This is a genomic window from Pseudomonas sp. EZ-C24, assembly GCF_014525325.1.
Classification (GTDB): Bacteria; Pseudomonadota; Gammaproteobacteria; order Pseudomonadales; family Pseudomonadaceae; genus Aquipseudomonas; species Aquipseudomonas shirazensis.
Map to the genome: position 1 here is coordinate 1,106,626 of NZ_JACDIU010000014.1, position 20,811 is coordinate 1,127,436.

General features: G+C 66.4%; 2 protein-coding genes and 2 pseudogenes. All 4 read right to left on the bottom strand.

What is annotated here, in order from left to right; all coding sequences use genetic code 11:
- Window positions 1-2,178: AMP-binding protein (locus IDM28_RS24245; protein WP_410524674.1), on the bottom strand; the 2,178-nt coding region annotated here is incomplete at its 3' end.
- A gap of 132 nt (window positions 2,179-2,310) precedes the next feature.
- Window positions 2,311-13,536: pseudogene (locus IDM28_RS14400) on the bottom strand (amino acid adenylation domain-containing protein); the annotation flags it as partial.
- A 24-nt stretch (window positions 13,537-13,560) separates the two neighbouring features.
- Window positions 13,561-16,275, bottom strand: a pseudogene (locus tag IDM28_RS24250) (amino acid adenylation domain-containing protein); the annotation flags it as partial.
- On the bottom strand, window positions 16,242-20,798 hold the full coding sequence (locus tag IDM28_RS14410; RefSeq protein ID WP_188036288.1) for a non-ribosomal peptide synthetase: 4,557 nt from the start codon (window positions 20,796-20,798) through the stop codon (window positions 16,242-16,244). The gene IDM28_RS14410 and the pseudogene IDM28_RS24250, both read right to left, overlap by 34 nt.
- Window positions 20,799-20,811: the final 13 nt, after the last annotated feature.

A 20,811-nucleotide genomic window follows, 5' to 3' on the forward strand; every position in this document is an offset into this window, starting at 1 on the left:
TTCGCCACTGCACAGAACGCGCTTCAACGAAGCCGCCGAAGCGTCACCGTGCGCCAGGAACACATCCAGCATCGAGGGCACGAAGTGCAAGGTGGTGACGTCTTCGCTGCGGATCACCTGACGCAGGTACTCCGGATCGCGATGGCCGCCGGAACGCGCCATGACCAGGCGAGCGCCGGTTTGCAGCGGCCAGAGGAACTCCCATACCGACACGTCGAAGCTGAACGGGGTCTTCTGCAAGACCACGTCGTCAGCGCCGAGGTTGTAGGCGTCCTGCATCCACAGCAGGCGGTTGACCACGCCGGCGTGCTCGTTCATCACGCCTTTCGGCAAGCCGGTGGAACCTGAGGTGTAGATCACGTAGGCCAGGTGACGCGGGGTCAAACCGGAGACAACCGGGTTGCTGGACGGCTGGGCGTTCCAGGTCGGCTGATCCAGGTCGATGACCTGGGCCGAATCCGGTACGTGCCGCGTAGCGCTATGCACCAACACTGCAACAGGCGCGCTGTCGCTGAGCATATGCCGCACGCGCTCAGCTGGGTAATCCGGGTCAACCGGCACATAGGCGCCGCCAGCCTTGAGGATGGCCAGCAGGCCAACCACCATCGACAGCCCACGCTCAACGCAGATCGCCACCCGATCGTCAGGTTTGACCCCCAGATCGATCAGGTGATGCGCCAGTCGGTTGGCCTGCTCATTCAGCGCGCGATAGCTCAACTCGCCTTCTTCGGCCTTGACCGCGACCGCATCCGGCGTACGCAGCACCTGCGCCTCGATCATCCCGTGCAGGGTCTGCTCGAGGTCATAATCCACCGCCGAATCGTTGAAGCCCAGCAGCACACGCTCACGCTCCTGCGCTTCCAGCACCGGCAAGCGCTGCAGCGGCAGTTCCGGCGTCTGCTCCAGCGCCTCGACCATGGCCTGCAACACCTGGTTCATCTGCCCACAGATACGCGCCGCGCCTACGTCAGCGGGGGTCATGGCAACCAGACGGAAGCCCTGCCCAAGGTCGTCGACGTTCAACCCCAGCGGGTAGTTGCTGCGCTCCTGGCTTTCCAGGTTGTCGATACCTTGCGTTGCCTGCCGCTGGCTATCAGTGACCTGCGTGCTGTGCCGATAGTTGAGCATCGCGCTGAACAACGGCAAGGGCGCAGCCACGCCACTGCAACGCTGAGCCAAGGCCAGCGAAGCATGCTCGTGGGCCAGCAAGGCACTGAGGCGCTGATGCACGGCCCGTGCCCCTTCGCGCAGGCTCACTGCGCCCAGATCGACCCGCAGCGGCAAGGTGTTGATGAACATGCCCAGCGCCCGCTCGGCGCCTTCACCGCCTTGCAGACGGCCCAACAGCACGGTGCCGAACACCACGCTGTCCTGGCCACTGGCGGCCGCCAGCAGGCGCGCCCAGGCCAGGTGGAACAGGCTGGCGACGCTGATACCCAATTGCCGGCCTTGCTGGCGCAGGCGTTGTGCCAGGTCATCACGTAGCCACAGCTGAGCCTCCTCGATGTCACGCCCGTCACCCTGCACATCGCTTAGACCGAACGGCAGCGTCGGCTCGTCGATGTCCGCCAGTTGCTCGCGGAAGAACGCTTCATGCTCGGCCTGACTGATACCCAGTCGCGCCTGGGCCACGTAGTTGCGATACGGCACCGGTGCCAGCGCCGGCTCGGCCGCACCCTGCAGGTAACCGATCAGCTCCTCGCCGACCACTTCCATTGCGGTGTGGTCGAGCACGATGTGGTGGAACTGCAAGGTGGCTTCGATGCGTGCCGTACCCGGCTGCTGCGTGTACAGCAGGCGAATCAGCGGTGCCTTGCTCAGGTCAAGCATTGCCTCGCCGTCGCTATCACGCTTCATGACCACCAGCGGCGCCTGCCGCCAGACCACCTGCACTGGCTGCGGCAAGCCTTCCCAGAGCACCGCTGTGCGCAGTACGTCGTGGCGGGCGATGACCTTGTCCAACGCTGCCGCAAAATTGTCCAAGTGTTCGCGGCTGGCAAACCCGAAGCGCGACTGCAGCACATAAGGGTCGTGCCCCTGCGCGCTGAGGTGGTGGTAGAGGATCCCTTCCTGCAAGGGTGCCAACGGATAGATGTCCTGCACATTGCGGGCACCGCCAGGTATCTGGGCAATGATACGGTCGATGGCCGCCTGCTCCAGGGCCACCAGCGGCAGCATGCCGGGGGTGATATGCGAGCAACCGGCAGGGATCAGGTTGTCCGGCACCTGCACCTGATGCGCCTGGCCCAGGGTCGTCGCCAGTGCCGCCACCGTCGGCTGGCCAAACAGCGTGCGCACATCCACCTGCACACCATCGCGGCGCAAGCGCGCGGTCAGGTTCACCGCCAGCAACGAATGGCCACCCAACTCGAAGAAGTTATCGTGCCGGCCCACCCGCTCGACGCCCAGCATGTCGGCCCATACCGCGGCCAAGGCCATTTCCACTTCGCCCTGCGGCGCGACATACGCCTGGCCTGCAAGCAGCGCCGGATCCGGCTCGGGCAACGCCTTGCGGTCCAGCTTGCCATGGCTGGTCAACGGCAGTGCTGGCAGGCAGGTGAACGCCAACGGCACCAGGTGGGCGGGCAGGCTTGCCTGCAAGGCCTGGCGCAGTGAGTCCACTGCCACCGGTGAGGTTTCAGTGAACCAGGCCAGCAGCCGCTCGCCACGCACCAGCACAACTGCATCAGCGATACCAGGCTGGGCGGCGAGTACGCTTTCGATCTCGCCAAGCTCCACCCGTACGCCGCGGATCTTCACCTGATCGTCGTTACGGCCCAGGTAATCCAGGGTGCCGTCAGGGTTCCAGCGCACCAGGTCACCGGTGCGGTACAGCCGCGCGTGGCGTTGGGCGTTGAACGGATCGGCAATGAAGCGCTCCTCGGTCAGTTCCGGGCGCTTGAAGTAGCCGCGGGCCACCCCGGCGCCGCCAATGTACAACTCACCTACGGCGCCCACCGGTACCGGCTGGCGGCCCTGGTCGAGCACATACACCTGGGTGTTGGCCAGAGGCTTGCCGATGTGCAGCGCGCCCCCAGCTACCAGTTGCCCAGACGTGGCCACCACGGTCGCTTCGGTCGGGCCATAGTTGTTGACCAAAGCAAAACCTGGGTCGCGCTCGAACTGGCGCAGGCGATCGCCGCCGACCAGCAGCGTGCGCAGGGTCGGGTGCTGACGCTCGCGGCGCAGCGCTTGCTCGGCCACTGGCGTGGGCAGGAAGCTGACAGCCAATGGCTGCTCCAGCCACCAGTCGAGCAGTTCGTCGACGTGCTCACCGGCGATGCGTGCAGGTGGCAGATGCAGCACTGCCCCCGCGCACAGCGCCGGCCAGACCTCCCAGGCCACCGCATCGAAGCCGAAACCGGCCACCGTGCTGGTATGGCTGCCGGCGTTCAAGGCAAACGCCTCACAGTGCCAGTGCACCAGGTTGGCCAGGGTCGCATGCTCGACCATCACCCCTTTCGGCTGGCCGGTGGAACCGGAGGTGTAGATCACATACGCCAGTTGGCGATCATCCAGGCCTGCCACGCAGGGATTGCTGTCGGGCGCGTCTTGCCAGGCATCGCGGTGCAGCTCGACCCGCAGGGTTTCCCCCACCAGCGCCAGAGTCGTCGCATCGACCAGCACCAACGCCGGCGCGCTGTCTTCCAGCAGGTAGGCGATGCGCTCGCCAGGGTATGCCGGGTCAATCGGCACATAGGCCGCGCCGGCCTTGAGGACGGCCAGCAGGCCGACCAGGCGCTCCAGGCTGCGCGGTAAGCACAATGCCACCCGGTCGCCGACCTTCACCCCGCGACTGATCAGGTAATGCGCCAGGCGGTTGGCGCGGCAGTTCAGCTCGCCGTAGCTCAGTGTCTGGCCATCCTGCACCAGCGCTGTCGCTTGCGGCGCGCGGGCCGCCTGGGCCTCGACCAGGGCGTGCACGGTCTGCCCTTTCGGGTAGTCGCGTGCGCTGGCATTGAAGGTTTCCAGCACTTGCTGGCGTGCTAGCGGGTCCAGGATCGACAGCGCCTCGACCGGCTTGACTGCTGACTGGTTCAGCGCCTGCAGCAGCTCGATCAGGGCCTGGTTCATCCAGCCAGCGACCCGCTCAGCCCCCATGCCTGCCTGAGCCAACACACTCAAGGCAAAGCCTTCGCCCAGGTCGTCGACACTCAGGGTCAGTGGGTAGTTGCTGCGTTCCTCGCCGCCCAGCAGGCGAACACCCTGGTGGTCGGCATCCGCGTCGGCAGGCCCCCCTGCCGTGCTGTGGCGGTAGTTGAACAAGGCGCTGAACAACGGCGTGGACGCCGCCACGCCACTGCAGCGCTGGGCCAAGGCCAGCGAAGCATGCTCGTGTGCCAGCAACGCCGAAAGCCGCTGATGGGTGGCACGCACCGCCTGCGCCACCGGTGCGGTAAGGTCGATGCGCAGCGGCAAGGTGTTGATGAACACGCCCAACGCCCGGTCGGCCCCTTCACCGCCCTGCAAGCGCCCCATCAACACGGTGCCGAACACGACATCAGTGCGGTTGGCGAGCACACCCAGCACGCGTGCCCAGGCCAGGTGCGCCAGGCTCGCGGCACTCACCCCAAGCTGCCGAGCCTGTTCGCGCAGGCCACGGGCCAGGCTGGCGTCGAGGGCCAGGTGGGCCTCTTCGATGGCGTGCCCATCACCCTGCACGTCGCTCAGGCCAAACGGCAAGGTCGGGGCATCAAGGTCGCCCAGCATCTCGCGGAAGAACGCTTCATGGCCGGCATCGTCGGCCCCAAGGCGAGCTTGGGCCACATAGGTGCGATAAGGCACAGGCGCGGGCAAGCGTTCGCCCTGGCCCGCCAGCAGCAGCTGCATCTCGCGGGCGATGACTTCCATCGCGGTATGGTCCAAGGCCAGGTGATGGAATTGCACAATTGCCACCACGCGCTGGTTGGCCGGGTCATCGGCATGCAGCAGGCGCAGCAAGGGTGCCCGCGACAGCTCGAGGCGCTGGTGACGGGCGTCGAAGCGCGCCTGCAAGGCGTCGATCACCGAATCGCCAGCCAGGCCGTCGATTGCGCTGACCTGCATCCGCGCTTGCCGCCAGACCACCTGCACCGCGTGAGCCAGCCCTTCGCTGACCACGGCGGTACGCAGAATGTCGTGACGGTCGATGACCTGCTGCAAGGCGCCCGCCCAACGCTGCAAATGCGCCAGGCTATCGAAGGCCAGGCGCGACTGCAGCAGGTACGGATCGCCCTGTGCGGCGCTCAAGTGGTGGTACAGGATGCCCTCCTGCAGCGGGGCAAGGGGGTAGATCTCCTGCACGTTGGCAGCACCGCCGGGCACCGTGGCGACGACACGGTCGATACTGGCCTGGTCGAGCTCGATCAGGCTGAGCATGTCCGGAGTGATGTGGCGGGCAGCGTGCGGCACACGGTTGGCCGGCACCTGCACTTCGCGACCGGTGCCCACGGCCGCAGCCAGCGCCGCCAGGGTGGGCTTGGCGAACAGCACGCGCACATCGGCGCTGAGGCCGGCCTTGCGCATGCGTTCGACCAGGCTCACAGCCAGCAACGAATGGCCGCCCAGCTCGAAGAAGTGATCGTGCCGACCGATCTGCGCGACCTTGAGCAGGTCGGCCCAGATTGCCGCCAGGGTGGTTTCGACCTCGCCCTGTGTCGCCTCGAAGGCGCGGCTGAGTAGCGCCTCGTTGCCCGGTTGCGGCAGGGCACGGCGGTCGAGCTTGCCGTTGCCGGTCAGCGGCAGTGCATCGAGGCAAACGTAGGCCGCTGGCAGCATGTAGTCCGGCAACTGGCCTTGTAGCTGCTGGTGCAGCTCGCCCAGGCCGGGGGCCGGGCTGTTGGCGGTGAAGTAGGCCACCAGGCGCTTGTCACCCGGCGCGTCTTCACGTACCACCACGGCCGTGTCACGGACACCGGCACAGGCGCCCAGGCGCGCTTCGATTTCACCGAGTTCGATGCGGAAGCCGCGCAGTTTGATCTGCTGGTCGGCGCGGCCCAGGTAACGCAACGTGCCGTCAGCCTGCCAGCAAGCCAGGTCGCCACTGCGGTACATGCGCGCACCCGGCTCACGGCTGAACGGGTCGTCGAGGAAGCGCTCGGCGGTGAGTGCCGGCTGGCCGAGGTACCCCAGTGCAACGCCAGCGCCGCCGATGTACAGCTCACCGACCGCGCCAACGGGCAGCGGCTGCTGACGGGCGTCGAGCACATAGCAACGGGCATTGCCGATCGGCCTGCCAATCGGGATGCTGCCCTCGCCGACCGTGACGATCGGGTGGGTGGTGCTGAAGGTAGTGGCTTCAGTCGGGCCATAGCCATTGAGCAGATGTTGCGGGGCGCCTTCGCGCAGCACCCGACCGACGATGGCCGGGTCCAGCACATCGCCGCCCACCATCAGGTAGCGCAGCCTGGCGAATGCCGGCAGCAGGTCATCGGCAAATTGATGGAACAGGCCGGCAGTCAGCCACAGCACGCTGATGCGTTGCTCCAGCAACACATCACGCAAAGCCTCACGCGACAGCACCTGGTCCTGGTCGATGACCACCACCGTGCCGCCGTTGAGCAGCGGCGCCCAGACTTCCAGGGTACTGGCATCGAACGCAGGGTTGGAGGCGAACGCGACGCGGTCCTGGCAGGTGAATTCAGCAAAGCCGTTGTTGACCACCAGGCGCACGATGGCCCGGTGCGGCACTTGCACGCCCTTGGGGGTGCCGGTAGAGCCGGAGGTGTACATGATGTAGGCGGCGCTTTCGGCAGCTACCTCCAGGCCCGGCGAGTGTTGCGGATACCCGCTGAGGTCGAGGTGGTCCAGTTCGACGCGCATGGCATCGCCTACCTGCGGTTCGCTGCTGAAGGTGAGCATGACCCGCGCCTGGCTGTCTTCGATCATGAAGGCCTGGCGCTCGACAGGCGCGTTGCTGTCCAACGGCACGAACACCGCTGCGCATTTGCTGGCCGCCAGTTGTGCGGCCAATAAGGCGACGCTGCGTGGCAGCAGCAGAGCTACACGATCGCCAGGGCGCACGCCCAGGGCCAACAGGTGATGGGCCAGGCGGTTGGCGTGCTGTTCGAGCTGCTCATAGCTCCACTGCCGATCACCGTGCACCACCGCCGTTGCAGCAGGGCTGAGCGCGGCATGGCTGCCAAACAGGGTATGCAGTGCATGGTCCCGTGGGTAATCGCGGTAGGTGGCATTGAAACCTTGCAACACCCGCTCGCGCTCGGCAGGCGCCAGTTGGCTAACGTGATGCAAGGCCTTGGCCGGTGCCTGCGCAAGGGCCTGCGCCAGTTGCTCAAGGGCGGTGCTGAGCAGGCGACAAACCTGTGCGCCATCGACTTGCGCCACCGCTTGCACGGTCAGCACAAAGGCCTCGCCCAGGTCATCGACGTTGACCACCAAGGGGTAGTTGCTGCGCTCATGCGCGGCCAGTTGCTCGATACCCTGCCAGGCCTCGCGCAGCTCAGCCTTGGCGGGTGCACTGTGGCGATAGTTGAGCAGGCTGGTGAACAGCGCCTGGGACGCCGGCACTGCGCTGCAGCGCTGAGCCACTGCCAGCGAGGCTTGCTCATGGGCCAGCAAACGGGCCAGCCGTTGGTGGGTCAGGCGTACGCCTTCAGCCACGGCCATGGCGCCCACGCTCACCCGCAGCGGCAAGGTGTTGATGAACATGCCCAGGGCCCGGTCAGCGCCCTCGCCGCCTTGCAGCCGGCCGAGCAACACCGTGCCGAACACCACTTCTTCGCGTCCTGACAGTTGCGCCAGCACCTGCCCCCAGGCCTGGTGCACCAAGCTGGCAACGCTGATGCCCAGCACACGGGCCTGCTCGCGCAAGCGGCCGGCCAACGCCGGCTCCAGGGCCAGACGGCTGTCCAGTACAGGGCTGGCATCACTGTGTGCATCGCGCAGGCCAAATACCGTGGTGGGTTCGTCGATGTCGCCCAGCAGCTCGCGGAACAGTGCTTCGTCAGCCTGGGTATCGGCACCCAGGCGTGCCTGCGCCACATAGTTGCGGTAGGGCACGCTGGCCTGCGACAGGGCCTGGCCTTGCAGCACAGCAGTGATCTCGGCCACCAGCTGTTCGACGGCGGCGTGGTCAAGGATGATGTGGTGGATCAGCAGCGTAGCTTCCACGCGACCCTCGCCGTGGCCAGGGATCAGGCGGATCAAGGGGGCCTTGTTCAGGTCGAGCGTGGTGCTCCGCTCATCGCCGCGCAAGCTTGCACCGGCGCCAGGCACGCTGCGCCAGACGACCTGCACGGGCTCCTCCAGGCCCTGCCAATGGATGCTGGTGCGCAGGATGTCGTGACGGGCGATGACCTGGTCGAGCGCTGCGGCAAAGGCATCGAGCTCGGCCTGCGTCGGGAAGGCGAAGCGTGCTTGCAGCACGTACGGGTCTGCGCCTTCGCTGGCGAGGTGATGGTAGAGGATGCCTTGTTGCAGGGGCGCTAGCCCATAGACATCCTGGACATTGGCTACGCCACCGGGGATCTGCGTGACCAGGTTGTCGATGGCGCTCTGGGACAGCTCGGCGAGCGGCAGCATGTCCGGAGTGATGCGTGTGACCTCTGCCGAAATGCGGTTGGCGGGCACGCTGATGCGGGTTTCACCGCCTACCGCAGCGGCGAGCGCTGCCAAGGTCGGCTGGCCGAACAGTACGCGGATATCGGCATGCAGGCCCTGTTGGCGCAGGCGCGAAGTCAGGGTCACGGCCAGCAGCGAATGGCCGCCCAGTTCGAAGAAGTTGTCATGCCGCCCTACCCGCTCCACCCCCAGCAGCTCGGCCCAGATCGCGGCCAGCAGGGTTTCGGTTTCGCCTTCTGGGGCTTCGTAAACGCGGCTTTGCAGGGCTTCGGTATCCGGGAGTGGCAAAGCCTTGCGGTCGAGTTTGCCGTTGGGGCTCAGCGGCAGTGCCTCCAGATGCAGGAACAGCGCGGGCACCATGAACTCCGGCAGGTGGGCCAGCAATGCCGTGCGCAGAACGTCTGCGCCCTGCTGCTCACCGGTGTAATACGCAACCAAACGCTGATCGCGAGCCACCACCACGGCTTCCTTCACGCCGTCGATGGCCGTCAGGCCTGCCTGGATTTCACCCAGCTCGATGCGCAAGCCACGCAGCTTCACCTGATCATCGTCGCGGCCCAGGTATTCGATGTTGCCATCGGCCAGGTGCCGAGCCAGGTCGCCGGTACGGTACAGGCGTGCATCTGGGCGGATGCTGAACGGGTCGTCGAGGAAGCGTTCAGCAGTGAGTTCGGCGCGGTTCAGGTAGCCACGGGCGACTTGCACGCCGCCGATGAACAGCTCGCCGGTCACGCCTTGCGGGACCGGCTGGCCTTGGCTGTCGAGCACGTACAGCGTGGTGTTGGCGATGGGTTTGCCGATGGGGGTGTTGTCCGGTGCCGTCACGCAGTGCCAGGCACTGACGTCTACCGCCGCTTCGGTCGGGCCGTACAGGTTGTGCAGCTCGACCGTCGGCAGTTGCGTGTGGAAGCGTCGCACCAGGCTGCCCGGCAAGGCTTCGCCACTGCACAGAACACGCTTGAGACCATCAGCCGATAATTGGCCGTGCGCCAGGAACACATCCAGCATCGAGGGCACGAAGTGCAACGTCGTGACATTTTCGCTGCGGATCACCTGACGCAAGTACTCCGGATCGCGGTGGCCGCCGGGGCGCGCCATGACCAAGCGAGCGCCGGTTTGCAGCGGCCACAGGAACTCCCATACCGAGACGTCGAAGCTGAACGGGGTCTTCTGCAAGACCACGTCGTCTGCGCCTAGGTTGTAGGCCTCCTGCATCCACAGCAGGCGGTTGACCACGCCGGCGTGCTCGTTCATCACGCCTTTCGGCAAGCCGGTGGAGCCTGAGGTGTAGATCACGTAGGCCAGGTGACGCGGGGTCAAGCCGGAGACAACCGGGTTGCTGGACGGCTGGGCGTTCCAGGTCGGCTGATCCAGGTCGATGACCTGGGCCGAATCCGGTACGTGCCGCGTAGCGCTATGCACCAACACTGCAACAGGCGCGCTGTCGCTGAGCATATGCCGCACGCGCTCAGCTGGGTAATCCGGGTCAACCGGCACATAGGCGCCGCCAGCCTTGAGGATGGCCAGCAGGCCAACCACCATCGACAGCCCACGCTCAACGCAGATCGCCACCCGATCGTCAGGTTTGACCCCCAGATCGATCAGGTGATGCGCCAGTCGGTTGGCCTGCTCATTCAGCGCGCGATAGCTCAACTCCCCTTCTTCGGCCTTGACCGCGACTGCATCCGGTGTACGCAGCACCTGCGCCTCGACCATCCCGGGCAGGGTCTGCTCAAGGTCATAGCCCACCGCCGTATCGTTGAAGCCCAGCAGCACACGCTCACGCTCCTGCGCTTCAAGCACCGGCAAGCGCTGCAGCGGCAGTTCCGGGGTCTGTTCCAGCGCCTCGACCATGGCTTGCAACACCTGGTTCATCTGCCCACAGATACGCGCCGCGCCAACCTCGGCGGGGGTCATGGCAACCAAACGGAAGCCCTCCCCAAGGTCGTCGACGTTCAGGCTCAACGGGTAGTTGGTGCGTTCCTGGCCCTCCAGTACGTCAATGCCTTGCCACGCCTGCCGCTGTTCAGCGCTGGCTTCTGCGCCATGGCGGTAGTTGAGCATGGCGCTGAACAACGGCAACGGCGCAGCCACAGCGCTGCAGCGCTGGGCCAACGCCAGGGAGGCGTGTTCGTGCGCCAGCAGCGCACTGAGGCGCTGATGCACGGCCTGCGCCCCTTCGCGCAGGCTCACTGCGCCCAGATCAACCCGCAGCGGCAAGGTGTTGATGAACATGCCCAGCGCCCGCTCGGCACCCTCACCACCTTGCAGGCGCCCCAGCAACACAGTGCCGAACACCACACGGTCGTTGCCGCTGGCAGCGGCCAACAGGCGCGCCCAAGCCAGGTGGAACAGGCTGGCGACACTGATGCCCAGGTGCCGTGCCTGGCGCCGCAGCCCTGCGGCCAGTTCGGCCGACAGCGCCAGCTTGGCTTCTTGCATGCCAAGGCCATCGCCTTGAACATCGCTTAGGCCGAACGGCAGCGTTGGCTCGTCGACATCCGCCAACTGCGCGCGGAAGAACGCCTCATGCTCGGCCTGGCTGATACCCAGGCGCGCCTGGGCTACGTAGTTGCGGTACGGCACAGGGATCTGGACCGGCGGCGTGCCCTGCAGGAAGCCCAGCAACTCCTCACCGACCACCTCCAGCGCGGTGTGGTCGAGGACGATGTGGTGGAACTGCAAGGTAGCTTCGATGCAATGGCTGCCCGGTACCTGACGATGAAGCAGACGAATAAGCGGCGCCTGGCCCAGGTCCAGGCCAGCGTCAGTTGCATCGTCGTCGCGCACTACCTGTAACGACGCCCGACGCCAGACCACTTGCACAGCCTGCGGCAGGCCGTCCCAGAGCACGGCGGTACGCAGCACATCATGGCGGGCGATCACCTGGTCCAGTGCGCTGGCGAAGGCTTGCAGGCGCTCGCCGTTGTCGAAACGCAGGCGGGAATACAGCACATAGGGATCGTGCGCGGCGCTCAAGTGATGGTAAAGGATACCTTCCTGCAGAGGCGCCAGCGGGTAGATGTCCTGCACATTGGCCGCACCACCCGGCACGCGCGCGACGATGCGATCGATCGCGGCTTGGTCGAGCTCGATCAGGCTCAGCAGGTCTGGGGTGATATGGGTGCAATCGGCAGGGATGCGGTCTTCCGGTACCAGCACTTGCAGGTTACGCCCCAAGGTCTCGGCCAGGGCCGCGACGGTAGGCTGGCCGAACAGGGTCCGTACATCGACTTGCAGCCCTTCCAGGCGCAGCCGTGCGGTCAGGCTTACTGCCAGCAGCGAGTGGCCGCCCAGCTCGAAGAAGTTGTCGTGTCGACCTACTCGCTCGACGCCCAGCAGTTGCGCCCACAGTTGCGCCAGCAGGGTTTCGGTCTGCCCCTGCGGCGCTTGGTAGGGGCGCTCATGCAATGCGGCATCCGGCGCGGGCAGCGCTTTACGGTCCAGCTTGCCATTGGGCGTCAACGGCAGCTGATCGAGGTGGATGTACTGTGCCGGCAGCATGTATTCCGGCAGGTCCTGCAGCAGTGCCTGACGCAGGCTGTCCGCCTCGGCCTGCTCACCGGTGAGGTAGGCGACCAGGCGCGGCCCACTGGCCGGGGCGTCGTAAGCCAGCACTACGGCCTCGTGCACACCGGGCACACGCAGCAGGCAGGCTTCGATCTCGCCGAGCTCGATGCGCAGCCCGCGGATTTTGACCTGGTGGTCGTTACGGCCGAGGAAGACCAGCTTGCCATCTTCGCGCTGGCGCACCAGGTCACCGCTGCGGTACAGGCGATCGCCGTCAACGAAGGGGCTGGCGATGAAGCGTTCGGCCTGTTGTTCGGGCAAACCCAGATAACCCCGGGCGACACCCGCGCCGCCGATATGCAGGTGGCCGACCACGCCCCACGGTACCGGTTGGTCGTAGTGGTCGAGTACATACAGCCGGGTATTGTCGATGGCCGTGCCGATCGGCAATGCCCCGTGCGGCAGGTCTGCGCCCGGCTCCAGCGTCCAGGCGCTGCAATCGACGGTGGTCTCGGTGGGGCCGTAAACGTTATGCAGGCGTACACCCGGCAAGCGCTTGCGCACTTGGGCGGCCAGTGCCTGGCTCAACTCGCCGCCACCGCAGACGATATCGCTGAGGCTGACACAGCGAGCGCTGGCAGGTGCTTCCAGGAACTGCTGCAGCAACGCCGGCACGAATTGCACCACGCTGACATGCTGCGCCTGGATCAGTTGCGCGAGGTAGTGCGGGTCACGCTGGCCGTCCGGGCGCGCCAATACCAGGCGCAGGCCGCTGCACAAAGGCCAGAACAGTTCCCACACCGAGGCATCGAAGCTGACCGGGGTTTTGTGCAGCACGGCGCCTGGGCCAGGCACCTGGCAAAGGCGCTGGCTCCAATGCACCAGGTTGACCACGTTGCGGTGTTCGACCATCACCCCCTTGGGCTGGCCTGTGGAGCCGGAGGTGTAGATCACATACGCCAGGTGGCTCGCTGTCAGTGCGACTACGCGAGGGTTGCTGATCGGCTGGGCCTCCCAGCCAGGCTGATCGAGGTCGATCAACTGCACCGGGGTGCCTTGTACGACATCTCGGGTAGCGCCGTGCACCAGTACGGCCAGCGGCGCGCTGTCGCTCAGCATGTGGCGAATGCGTTCTGCCGGGTAACCCGGGTCAACTGGCACATAGGCGCCGCCTGCCTTGAGGATGGCCAGCAAGCCAACCACCATCGACAGCCCGCGCTCGACGCAGATCGCGACACGGTCATCCGGTTTGACCCCCAGGCCGAGCAAATGATGGGCAAGCCGATTGGCCTGCTCGTCGAGCTGGCGATAGCTGAGCTCGCCCTCCTCGGCGACCAGGGCAATGGCAGTCGGCGTGCGCCGGACCTGGGCCTCGAACAGCCCATGCAGCGTTTGCGTCAAGTCGTGAGGCGTTTGCGGGGCATTGGCCAGCAGTCGCAGCCGCTCATCAGGCGTCACTACCGGCACCTGCTGCAACAACGTGTCAGGCGCGTGCTCAAGCGCATCCAGCAAACCGTGCAGCACCTGCAGCAGTTGCTCGCAGACCCGCTGCGCGCCCACCTGGGCACTGACCTGGGCCGTCAGCCGCAGGCCATCGCCCAGGTCGTCCACGTTGACGCTCAACGGGTAGTTGCCATGGCCGCCGCTGGGCAGTGCCTGGATGCCTTCCAGGGCTTCGCGGTGCGCTTGCTGCGCGGGCTGGCTGGCGCCATGCCGGTAGTTGAGCATGGCACTGAACAACGGGGTCGGCGCAGCCACGCCGCTGCAACGCTGGGCCAAGGCCAGCGAGGCGTGCTCGTGCACCAGCAAGGCACTCAGCCGCTGGTGCGTCAGGCGCACCCCAGCGCGCACGCCCAGCCCGTGCAGGTCCAGGCGCAGTGGCAAGGTGTTGATGAACATGCCCAGACCGCGATCAGCCCCGGCGCCCCCTTGCAGGCGGCCCAGCAGCACGGTGCCGAACACCACACGGTCTTGGCCACTGGTGGCGGCCACCAGCCGTGCCCAGGCCAGGTGCAGCATGCTGGCAGCGCTCACGCCCAGCTGCTGGGCCTGGCTGCGCAGGCGCCGGTACTGCTCGGGCGCCAGTTGCACCGTAGCCAATTCGAAGGTACTGGCCTGGCCCTGCAGGTCGACCAGGCCATAGGGCAAAGTCGGCTCGTCGATGTCGGCCAGCTCTGCGCGGAAGAACGCTTCGTGCTCGGCCTCGCTGATGGCCAAACGCGCCTGGGCCACGTAGTTGCGGTACGGCACGGGCGGTTGGCTGGGCTGCTCGCCGCGCAGGTGGTCGCGGATCTCTTCCAGCACCACCTTCATGGCCGTGTGGTCCAGGGCGATGTGGTGGAACTGCAGGGTGGCTTGGAGGCCTTCGCTGCCTGCCTGTGGGGTTTGCAGCAGACGGATCAATGGCGCATGGCTGAGGTCGAGCGGGCCAGGGGCTTCGCTGCTATTGACCAGCACCGAACCCGGCACGCTGCGCCATACCACCTGCACAGGCTGCGCCAGACCGTCCCAGAGCACGGCAGTACGCAGAATATCGTGGCGTGCGATGACCTTGTCCAAGGCCACGGCAAAGGCCTGCAGACGGGCCTGGCTGTCGAATGCGACGCGCCACTGCAGCAGGTAGGGGTCTTCGTCTGCAGCACTCAGGTGATGGTAGAGAATGCCTTCCTGCAGCGGTGCCAATGGGTAAATGTCCTGCACGTTGGCAGCGCCACCTGGCACCGTGGCGACGATGCGCTCAACCGCGCTGGCGTCCAACGTCAGCAAAGGCAGCATGGCTGGGGTGATGTGGGTGCAGCCCGCTGGAATGCAGTTCTCGGGCACGCTGACCTGGCGCCCCTTGCCTAGCGCGGCAGCCAGGGCAGCCACGCTGGGCTGGCCGAACAGCACCCGCACGTCGGTCTGCAGGCCCTGTTGGCGCAAACGTTCGATCAGCGTCACGGCCAGCAGCGAGTGGCCGCCCAGCTCGAAGAAGTTGTCGTGCCGCCCTACCCGTTGCACGCCCAGCACGTCGGCCCAGACGCTGGCCATGGCCGCTTCTGTTTCGCTGGCCGGGGCTTCATAGCCCTGGCAGATCAGTTGGGCCGGGTCCGGTTCAGGCAGGGCCCGGCGGTCCAGCTTGCCATGGCTGGTCAACGGCCATTGGTCCAGGCGCATGAACGCCTGCGGCACCATGTGCCCCGGCAAGCTGGCCTGCAGCGCTTGACGCACAACCTCTAGCGCGACCGGCGCCTGTTCGGTGAACCAGGCCAGCAGACGCTCGTCGCGGACCAGTACCACGGCATCGGCGATACCGGCCTGAGCCGTCAGCGCGGCCTCGATTTCACCCAACTCCACACGCACGCCGCGGATCTTCACCTGGTCGTCATTACGCCCGAGATATTCCAGGGTGCCGTCAGTGTTCCAGCGCACCAGGTCGCCAGTGCGGTACATGCGCGCGCCGGGCTTGCGGCTGAACGGGTCGGCGACAAAGCGCTCTGCGCTCAGCTCAGGGCGATTGAAGTAGCCCCGCGCTACCTGTGCGCCACCGATGTACAGCTCACCCACCACGCCCACCGGCACCGCTTGGCGATGGCCGTCGAGCACATAGACGCGGGTATTGGCGATCGGCTTGCCGATGTGCAACGCCGCGCCCGGCAAGACCTGGCCAGACGTGGCGACAACCGTGGTCTCGGTCGGCCCATAGTTGTTGACCAGGGCGAAGCCTGGATCGCGGTCGAACTGGCGCAGGCGGTCGCCACCGATCAGCAAGGTGCGCAACGTCGGGTGTTGCCGTTCGCGGCGCAACGCCTGTTCGGCCACTGGCGTGGGCAAGAAACTGACGGCCAGCGGCTGTTCGAGCCACCAGTCGAGCAGTTCATCGACATGTTCATTGCCGATGTGCGCGGGTGGCAAGTGCAACGTGGCACCGCCACACAGCGCCGGCCACACTTCCCAGGCCATGGCGTCAAAGCCAAAGCCGGCAACGCTCGAGGTGCGCACACCGGCCTCCAGCGCGAACGCGTGGCAGTGCCAATGCACCAGGTTGGCCAGGGTGTGATGCTCGATCATCACGCCCTTGGGCTGGCCGGTGGAGCCGGAGGTGTAGACAAGGTAGGCCAGCTGCTGCGCATCCAGCCCCGGTACGTGCGGGTTGCTGCCCAGAGAGTCATCGGCTGCGGCCTGGTCGAGGTTCAGCCGGGGTATGCCACCAGGCAGGCCTCCCAGATGGCCTCGCCGGTGGCCTCGTCGGCGCTGTGCCGATAGTTGAGCAAGGCACTGAACAACGGCGCGGACGCGGCCACGCCACTGCAGCGCTGGGCCAACGCCAGCGGCGCGTGCTCATGGCCCAGCAAGGCCGAGAGGTTGCGGTGGGTGGCGCGCACGGCAGCACGCACGGCCAGCGTGGTGTCCACCCGCAGTGGCAGGGTGTTGATGAACATCCCCAACGCCCGGTCGGCGCCCTCGCCGCCTTGCAGGCGACCCATCAGCACCGTGCCAAACACCACATCATCGCGGTTGGCCAGCACGCCCAATACGCGCGCCCACGCCAGGTGCATGAGGCTGGCGGCACTGACGCCCAGTTGCCGGGCCTGGGTGCGCAAACCGTGGGCAACCTCCCCGTCCAGTGCCTGGAACGCCGTTTCGATGCCGCGCCCATCACCCTGTACATCGGCATAGCCCAGCGGCAAGGTCGGTTCTTCGACATCCGCCAGCATCTCGCGGAAGAACGCCTCATGGCCCGCCTGGTCACCCAGCCGAGCCTGGGCCACGTAATTGCGGTAAGGCACCGCCGCCGGCAGCGTGTGCCCTTGGCCGAACAGCAAAGCGCGCATTTCGCGAGCGACCACGTCCATGGCCGTGTGATCGAGGGTCAGGTGATGGAACAGCAGAATCGCCACCACCTGCTGGTTGGCGGGGTCCAGGCTGTAATACAGGCGGGTCAATGGCGCCTGAGTCAGGTCCAGCCGGTGATGCCGCGCATCGAAACGGGCATGCAACTGCTCGACCCGCGCCCGACCATCGTCATCGGCCAGGTCGTCGATTTCGCTGACCAGCAGCTCGGCCTTGCGCCAAACCACTTGCAGCGGCTGCGCAAGCCCTTGCCAAAGCACGGCGGTGCGCAGGATATCGTGGCGGTCGATGACCTGTTGCAAGGCACCAGCCCAGGCCAGCAAGCGCTCGACACTATCGAAGGCCAGGCGGGTCTGCAGCAGGTAAGGGTCGCCCTGCTCGGCGCTCAGGTGGTGGTAGAGAATGCCTTCCTGCAGCGGCGCCAGCGAGTAGATTTCCTGCACATTGGCGGCGCCACCCGGCACGGTTGCGACGATGTCGTCGATGGCTGCCTGGTCCAGCTCGATCAGGCTGAGCATACTCGGGATGATGCGTTCGGCCTGCGCAGGCACGCGGTTGGCCGGCACTTTCACTTCGTGGCCGATGCCCGCCGCGCCGGCCAGGGCGGCCAGGGTCGGTTGGGCGAACAGCACCCGCACATCAACCAGCAGGCCAGCCTTGCGCAAGCGCTCGACCAACGTTACCGCCAGCAGCGAGTGGCCACCCAGTTCGAAGAAGTTATCGTGGCGCCCTACCCGCTGCACGCCCAACACGTCGGCCCAGATCGCCGCCATCGTCGCTTCGGTTTCGCCACTGGGCGCCTCAAAGGCCTGGCCGAACAACTGCGAGGCGTCCGGGTCAGGCAGCGCACGGCGGTCGAGTTTGCCATGACTGGTCAGCGGCAGCTCATCGAGGCGCACCAACGCCAGCGGCACCATGTGCGCCGGCAAACGGGCCTGCAGGGCCTGGCGCAAGGCGTCGAGGGCGACGGGGGCGGTCTCGCTGAACCAGGCCAGCAAACGCTCGCCGCGCACCAGCACCACGGCGGCGTCGACCCCCGGCTGCGCCGCGAGGGTGGCCTCGATTTCGCCAAGCTCCACCCGCACACCGCGGATCTTCACCTGGTCGTCAGTGCGGCCGAGGTAGTCGAGGGTGCCGTCGGCGTTCCAGCGCACCCGATCACCGCTGCGGTACATGCGTGCATTGGGCTGCTCGCTGAACGGGTCGGCGAGAAAAGCCTGTTCGGTCAACGCCGGGCGATTGAAGTAACCCCGCGCCACTTGCGCGCCGCCGATGAACAGCTCACCCGCGACACCGATCGGTACCGGCTGCAGGCCTTCGTCCAGGACATAGACGCGGGTGTTGGCGATTGGCCGGCCGATGTGCAGTGCGCCGCTGGGCAAGACCTGCCCAGAGGTCGCGACCACGGTGGTTTCGGTCGGCCCGTAGTTGTTGATCAAGGCAAAGCCCGGCGCTCGCTCGAACTGACGCAGGCGGTCCCCGCCCACCAGCAAGGTGCGCAGGGTCGGGTGCTGATGTTCGCGGCGCAGGGCCTGTTCCGCTACCGGAGTGGGCAGGAAGCTGACCTTCAGTGGCTGTAGCAGCCACCAGTCGAGCAGTTCATCAACATGCTCGTTGGCGATGTGCGCGGGTGGCAGGTGCAGCGTGGCACCGGCGCACAGGGCTGGCCAGACCTCCCAGGCCATGGCGTCGAAACCGAAGCCGGCCACGCTTGAGGTATGCGCATCGGCGTCCAGCGCAAAGGCCTGGCAGTGCCAATGCACCAGGTTGACCAGCGTATGGTGCTCGATCATCACGCCCTTGGGCTGGCCAGTGGAACCGGAGGTGTAAACCACGTAGGCCAGTTGCTGCGCGTGCAGCCCAGGTCGCTGTGGGTTGCTGTCGTGCGCAGCGCAGGTGTTGATCTGATCCAGGTCCAGGCGCGGCACCTCGGCCGGCAGCCCGGTCACCACAATCTCGCTCACAACCAGTGCCGGGAGGCTGTCAGCCAGCAAGTAGGCAATACGCTCGGCTGGGTACCCCGGGTCCACCGGCACATAGGCCGCGCCCGCTTTAAGCACTGCCAGCAACGCAACCACGCGCTCGCTGTTGCGCGGCAGGCACAGCGCCACGCGGTCGCCCACCTGAACGCCGCGTTCGATCAGCTGGTGAGCCAGTTGGTTGGCACGCCGGTTCAGTTCGTCGTAACGCAGCGCCTGGCCATCCTGCAACAGCGCGACCGCGGCCGGTGCAGTGGCAGCGCGGGCCTCGACCATGGCGTGTACGGTCTGCCCCTGCGGGTAAAGCTGAGCGCTGCGGTTGAACCCTTGCAGTACCTGATCACGCTCGGCTGGCGGCAATACCTGCAACCCTTGCAGCGCTGCTGTGGGGGTGTACTCCAGGGCATCGACCAGGCTTGCCAATACCTGTTCGAACTGGACACACAGGCGCGCCGCGCTCCACTCCGGCAGGCTTTGTACCGTAAGGCGCAGCGCGTCGCCCAGGTCGTCGACGCTCACAGTCAGCGGGTAATCGGTGCGCTCCTCGGCACCGACGATATCGATGCCAGCGGCCACCGGGATGACCTCGGCGGCATCACCGGCGTCACTGTGCCGGTAGTTGAGCAGGCTATTGAACAGCGGCGCCGGCGCGGCCACGCCGCTGCAGCGCTGGGCCAAGGCCAGCGAAGCCTGTTCGTGGCCGAGCAAGGCGCTGAGCCTGCGGTGGGTGGCCAGCAGGGCATCACGCACGCTGATTGAGCCCAGGTCGATGCGCAACGGCAGGCTGTTGATGAACATGCCCAGCGCCTGCTCGCTGCCGTCGCCGGTGGTCATGCGGCCTAGCAGCACGCTGCCGAACACCACCTGCTGGCGGCCCGACAGCTGCCCGATCAGGCGGCCGAAGCCCAAGTGCAAGACGCTTGCCGGGCTCACCCCGAGTTGCCGTGCCTGGCTGCGCAGGCGCAGGCACAGCGCAGGCGGCAGGGTCAGGCGTGCTTGTTCCAGTTGCGCATCACCTTTGTCCTGCAGGGCGAAGGCAAGCGTGGGCTCATCGATGTCGCTCAGCATCTCGCGGAAGAAGCGCTCATGGGCGTCCTCATCCAGTGCCTGGCGAGCGGCGGCCAGCACGTTGCGAAACGGCATGGGGGCAGGCAGAAGGTCGGACTGGCCGGCGATGTGCGCCTGGATTTCCCGGCGCACGATATCCAGGGCGGTATGGTCCATCACCACGTGGTGGAACATCAGCAGCGCCACCCACGTCTCGCCCTCGCCTTGCGCGTGCATCAGTTGCATCAGCGGTGCCTGACGCAGGTCGACGCGATACTGGCGCGGGTCGAAGCGCGCGCACAACTCGGCCAGGGCCGTACTGCCCGCCACCGGCACGGCTTCGCGGACCAGCGTCGCTTCTTGCCAGACCACCTGCACCGGTTGGTCGAGGTATTCCCAGTGCAGCGCGGTGCGCAGGATGTCATGGCGCTGGATCACCCACTGCAGCGCCTCGGCGAAGGCTTCCAGGTGGGTTTTGCTGGCGAAGCGCAGTTGCACCTGCGCTAGGTACGGGTCGCCCTCGGTGGCGGACAGGTGCTGGTACAGCATGCCCTGCTGCAGCGGGGCGAGCGGGTAGATGTCCTGAACGTTGGCCGCACCGCCTGGCACACTGGCGACGATGCGGTCGATGGCTTGCTGGTCCAGGGTGACCAGCGGCAGCATGTCGGGGGTAATCCGGAAGGCTGGGCTCAGCCAGTCGTCATCGCGTTCGGCGAGCATCTTCAGCAGCGCCGGCTTGTGCCGTGACAACGCCTCCCACAAGCTGTCGTCCAGGGTATCGTCATCGCCGAGGACGATCAGGTCCTGGTCTTCACGCTGGAGTCGGATCGCATGGGTGGAAAGAGCAGCCATCAGTTCGCTGAAGTGCATCGGTAAACATCCT

What these genes read in the sequence shown, in the direction of transcription:
- IDM28_RS14410 (WP_188036288.1), bottom strand. Translation starts at nt 20,798, where the DNA reads ATGCACTTCAGCGAACTGATGGCTGCTCTTTCCACCCATGCGATCCGA.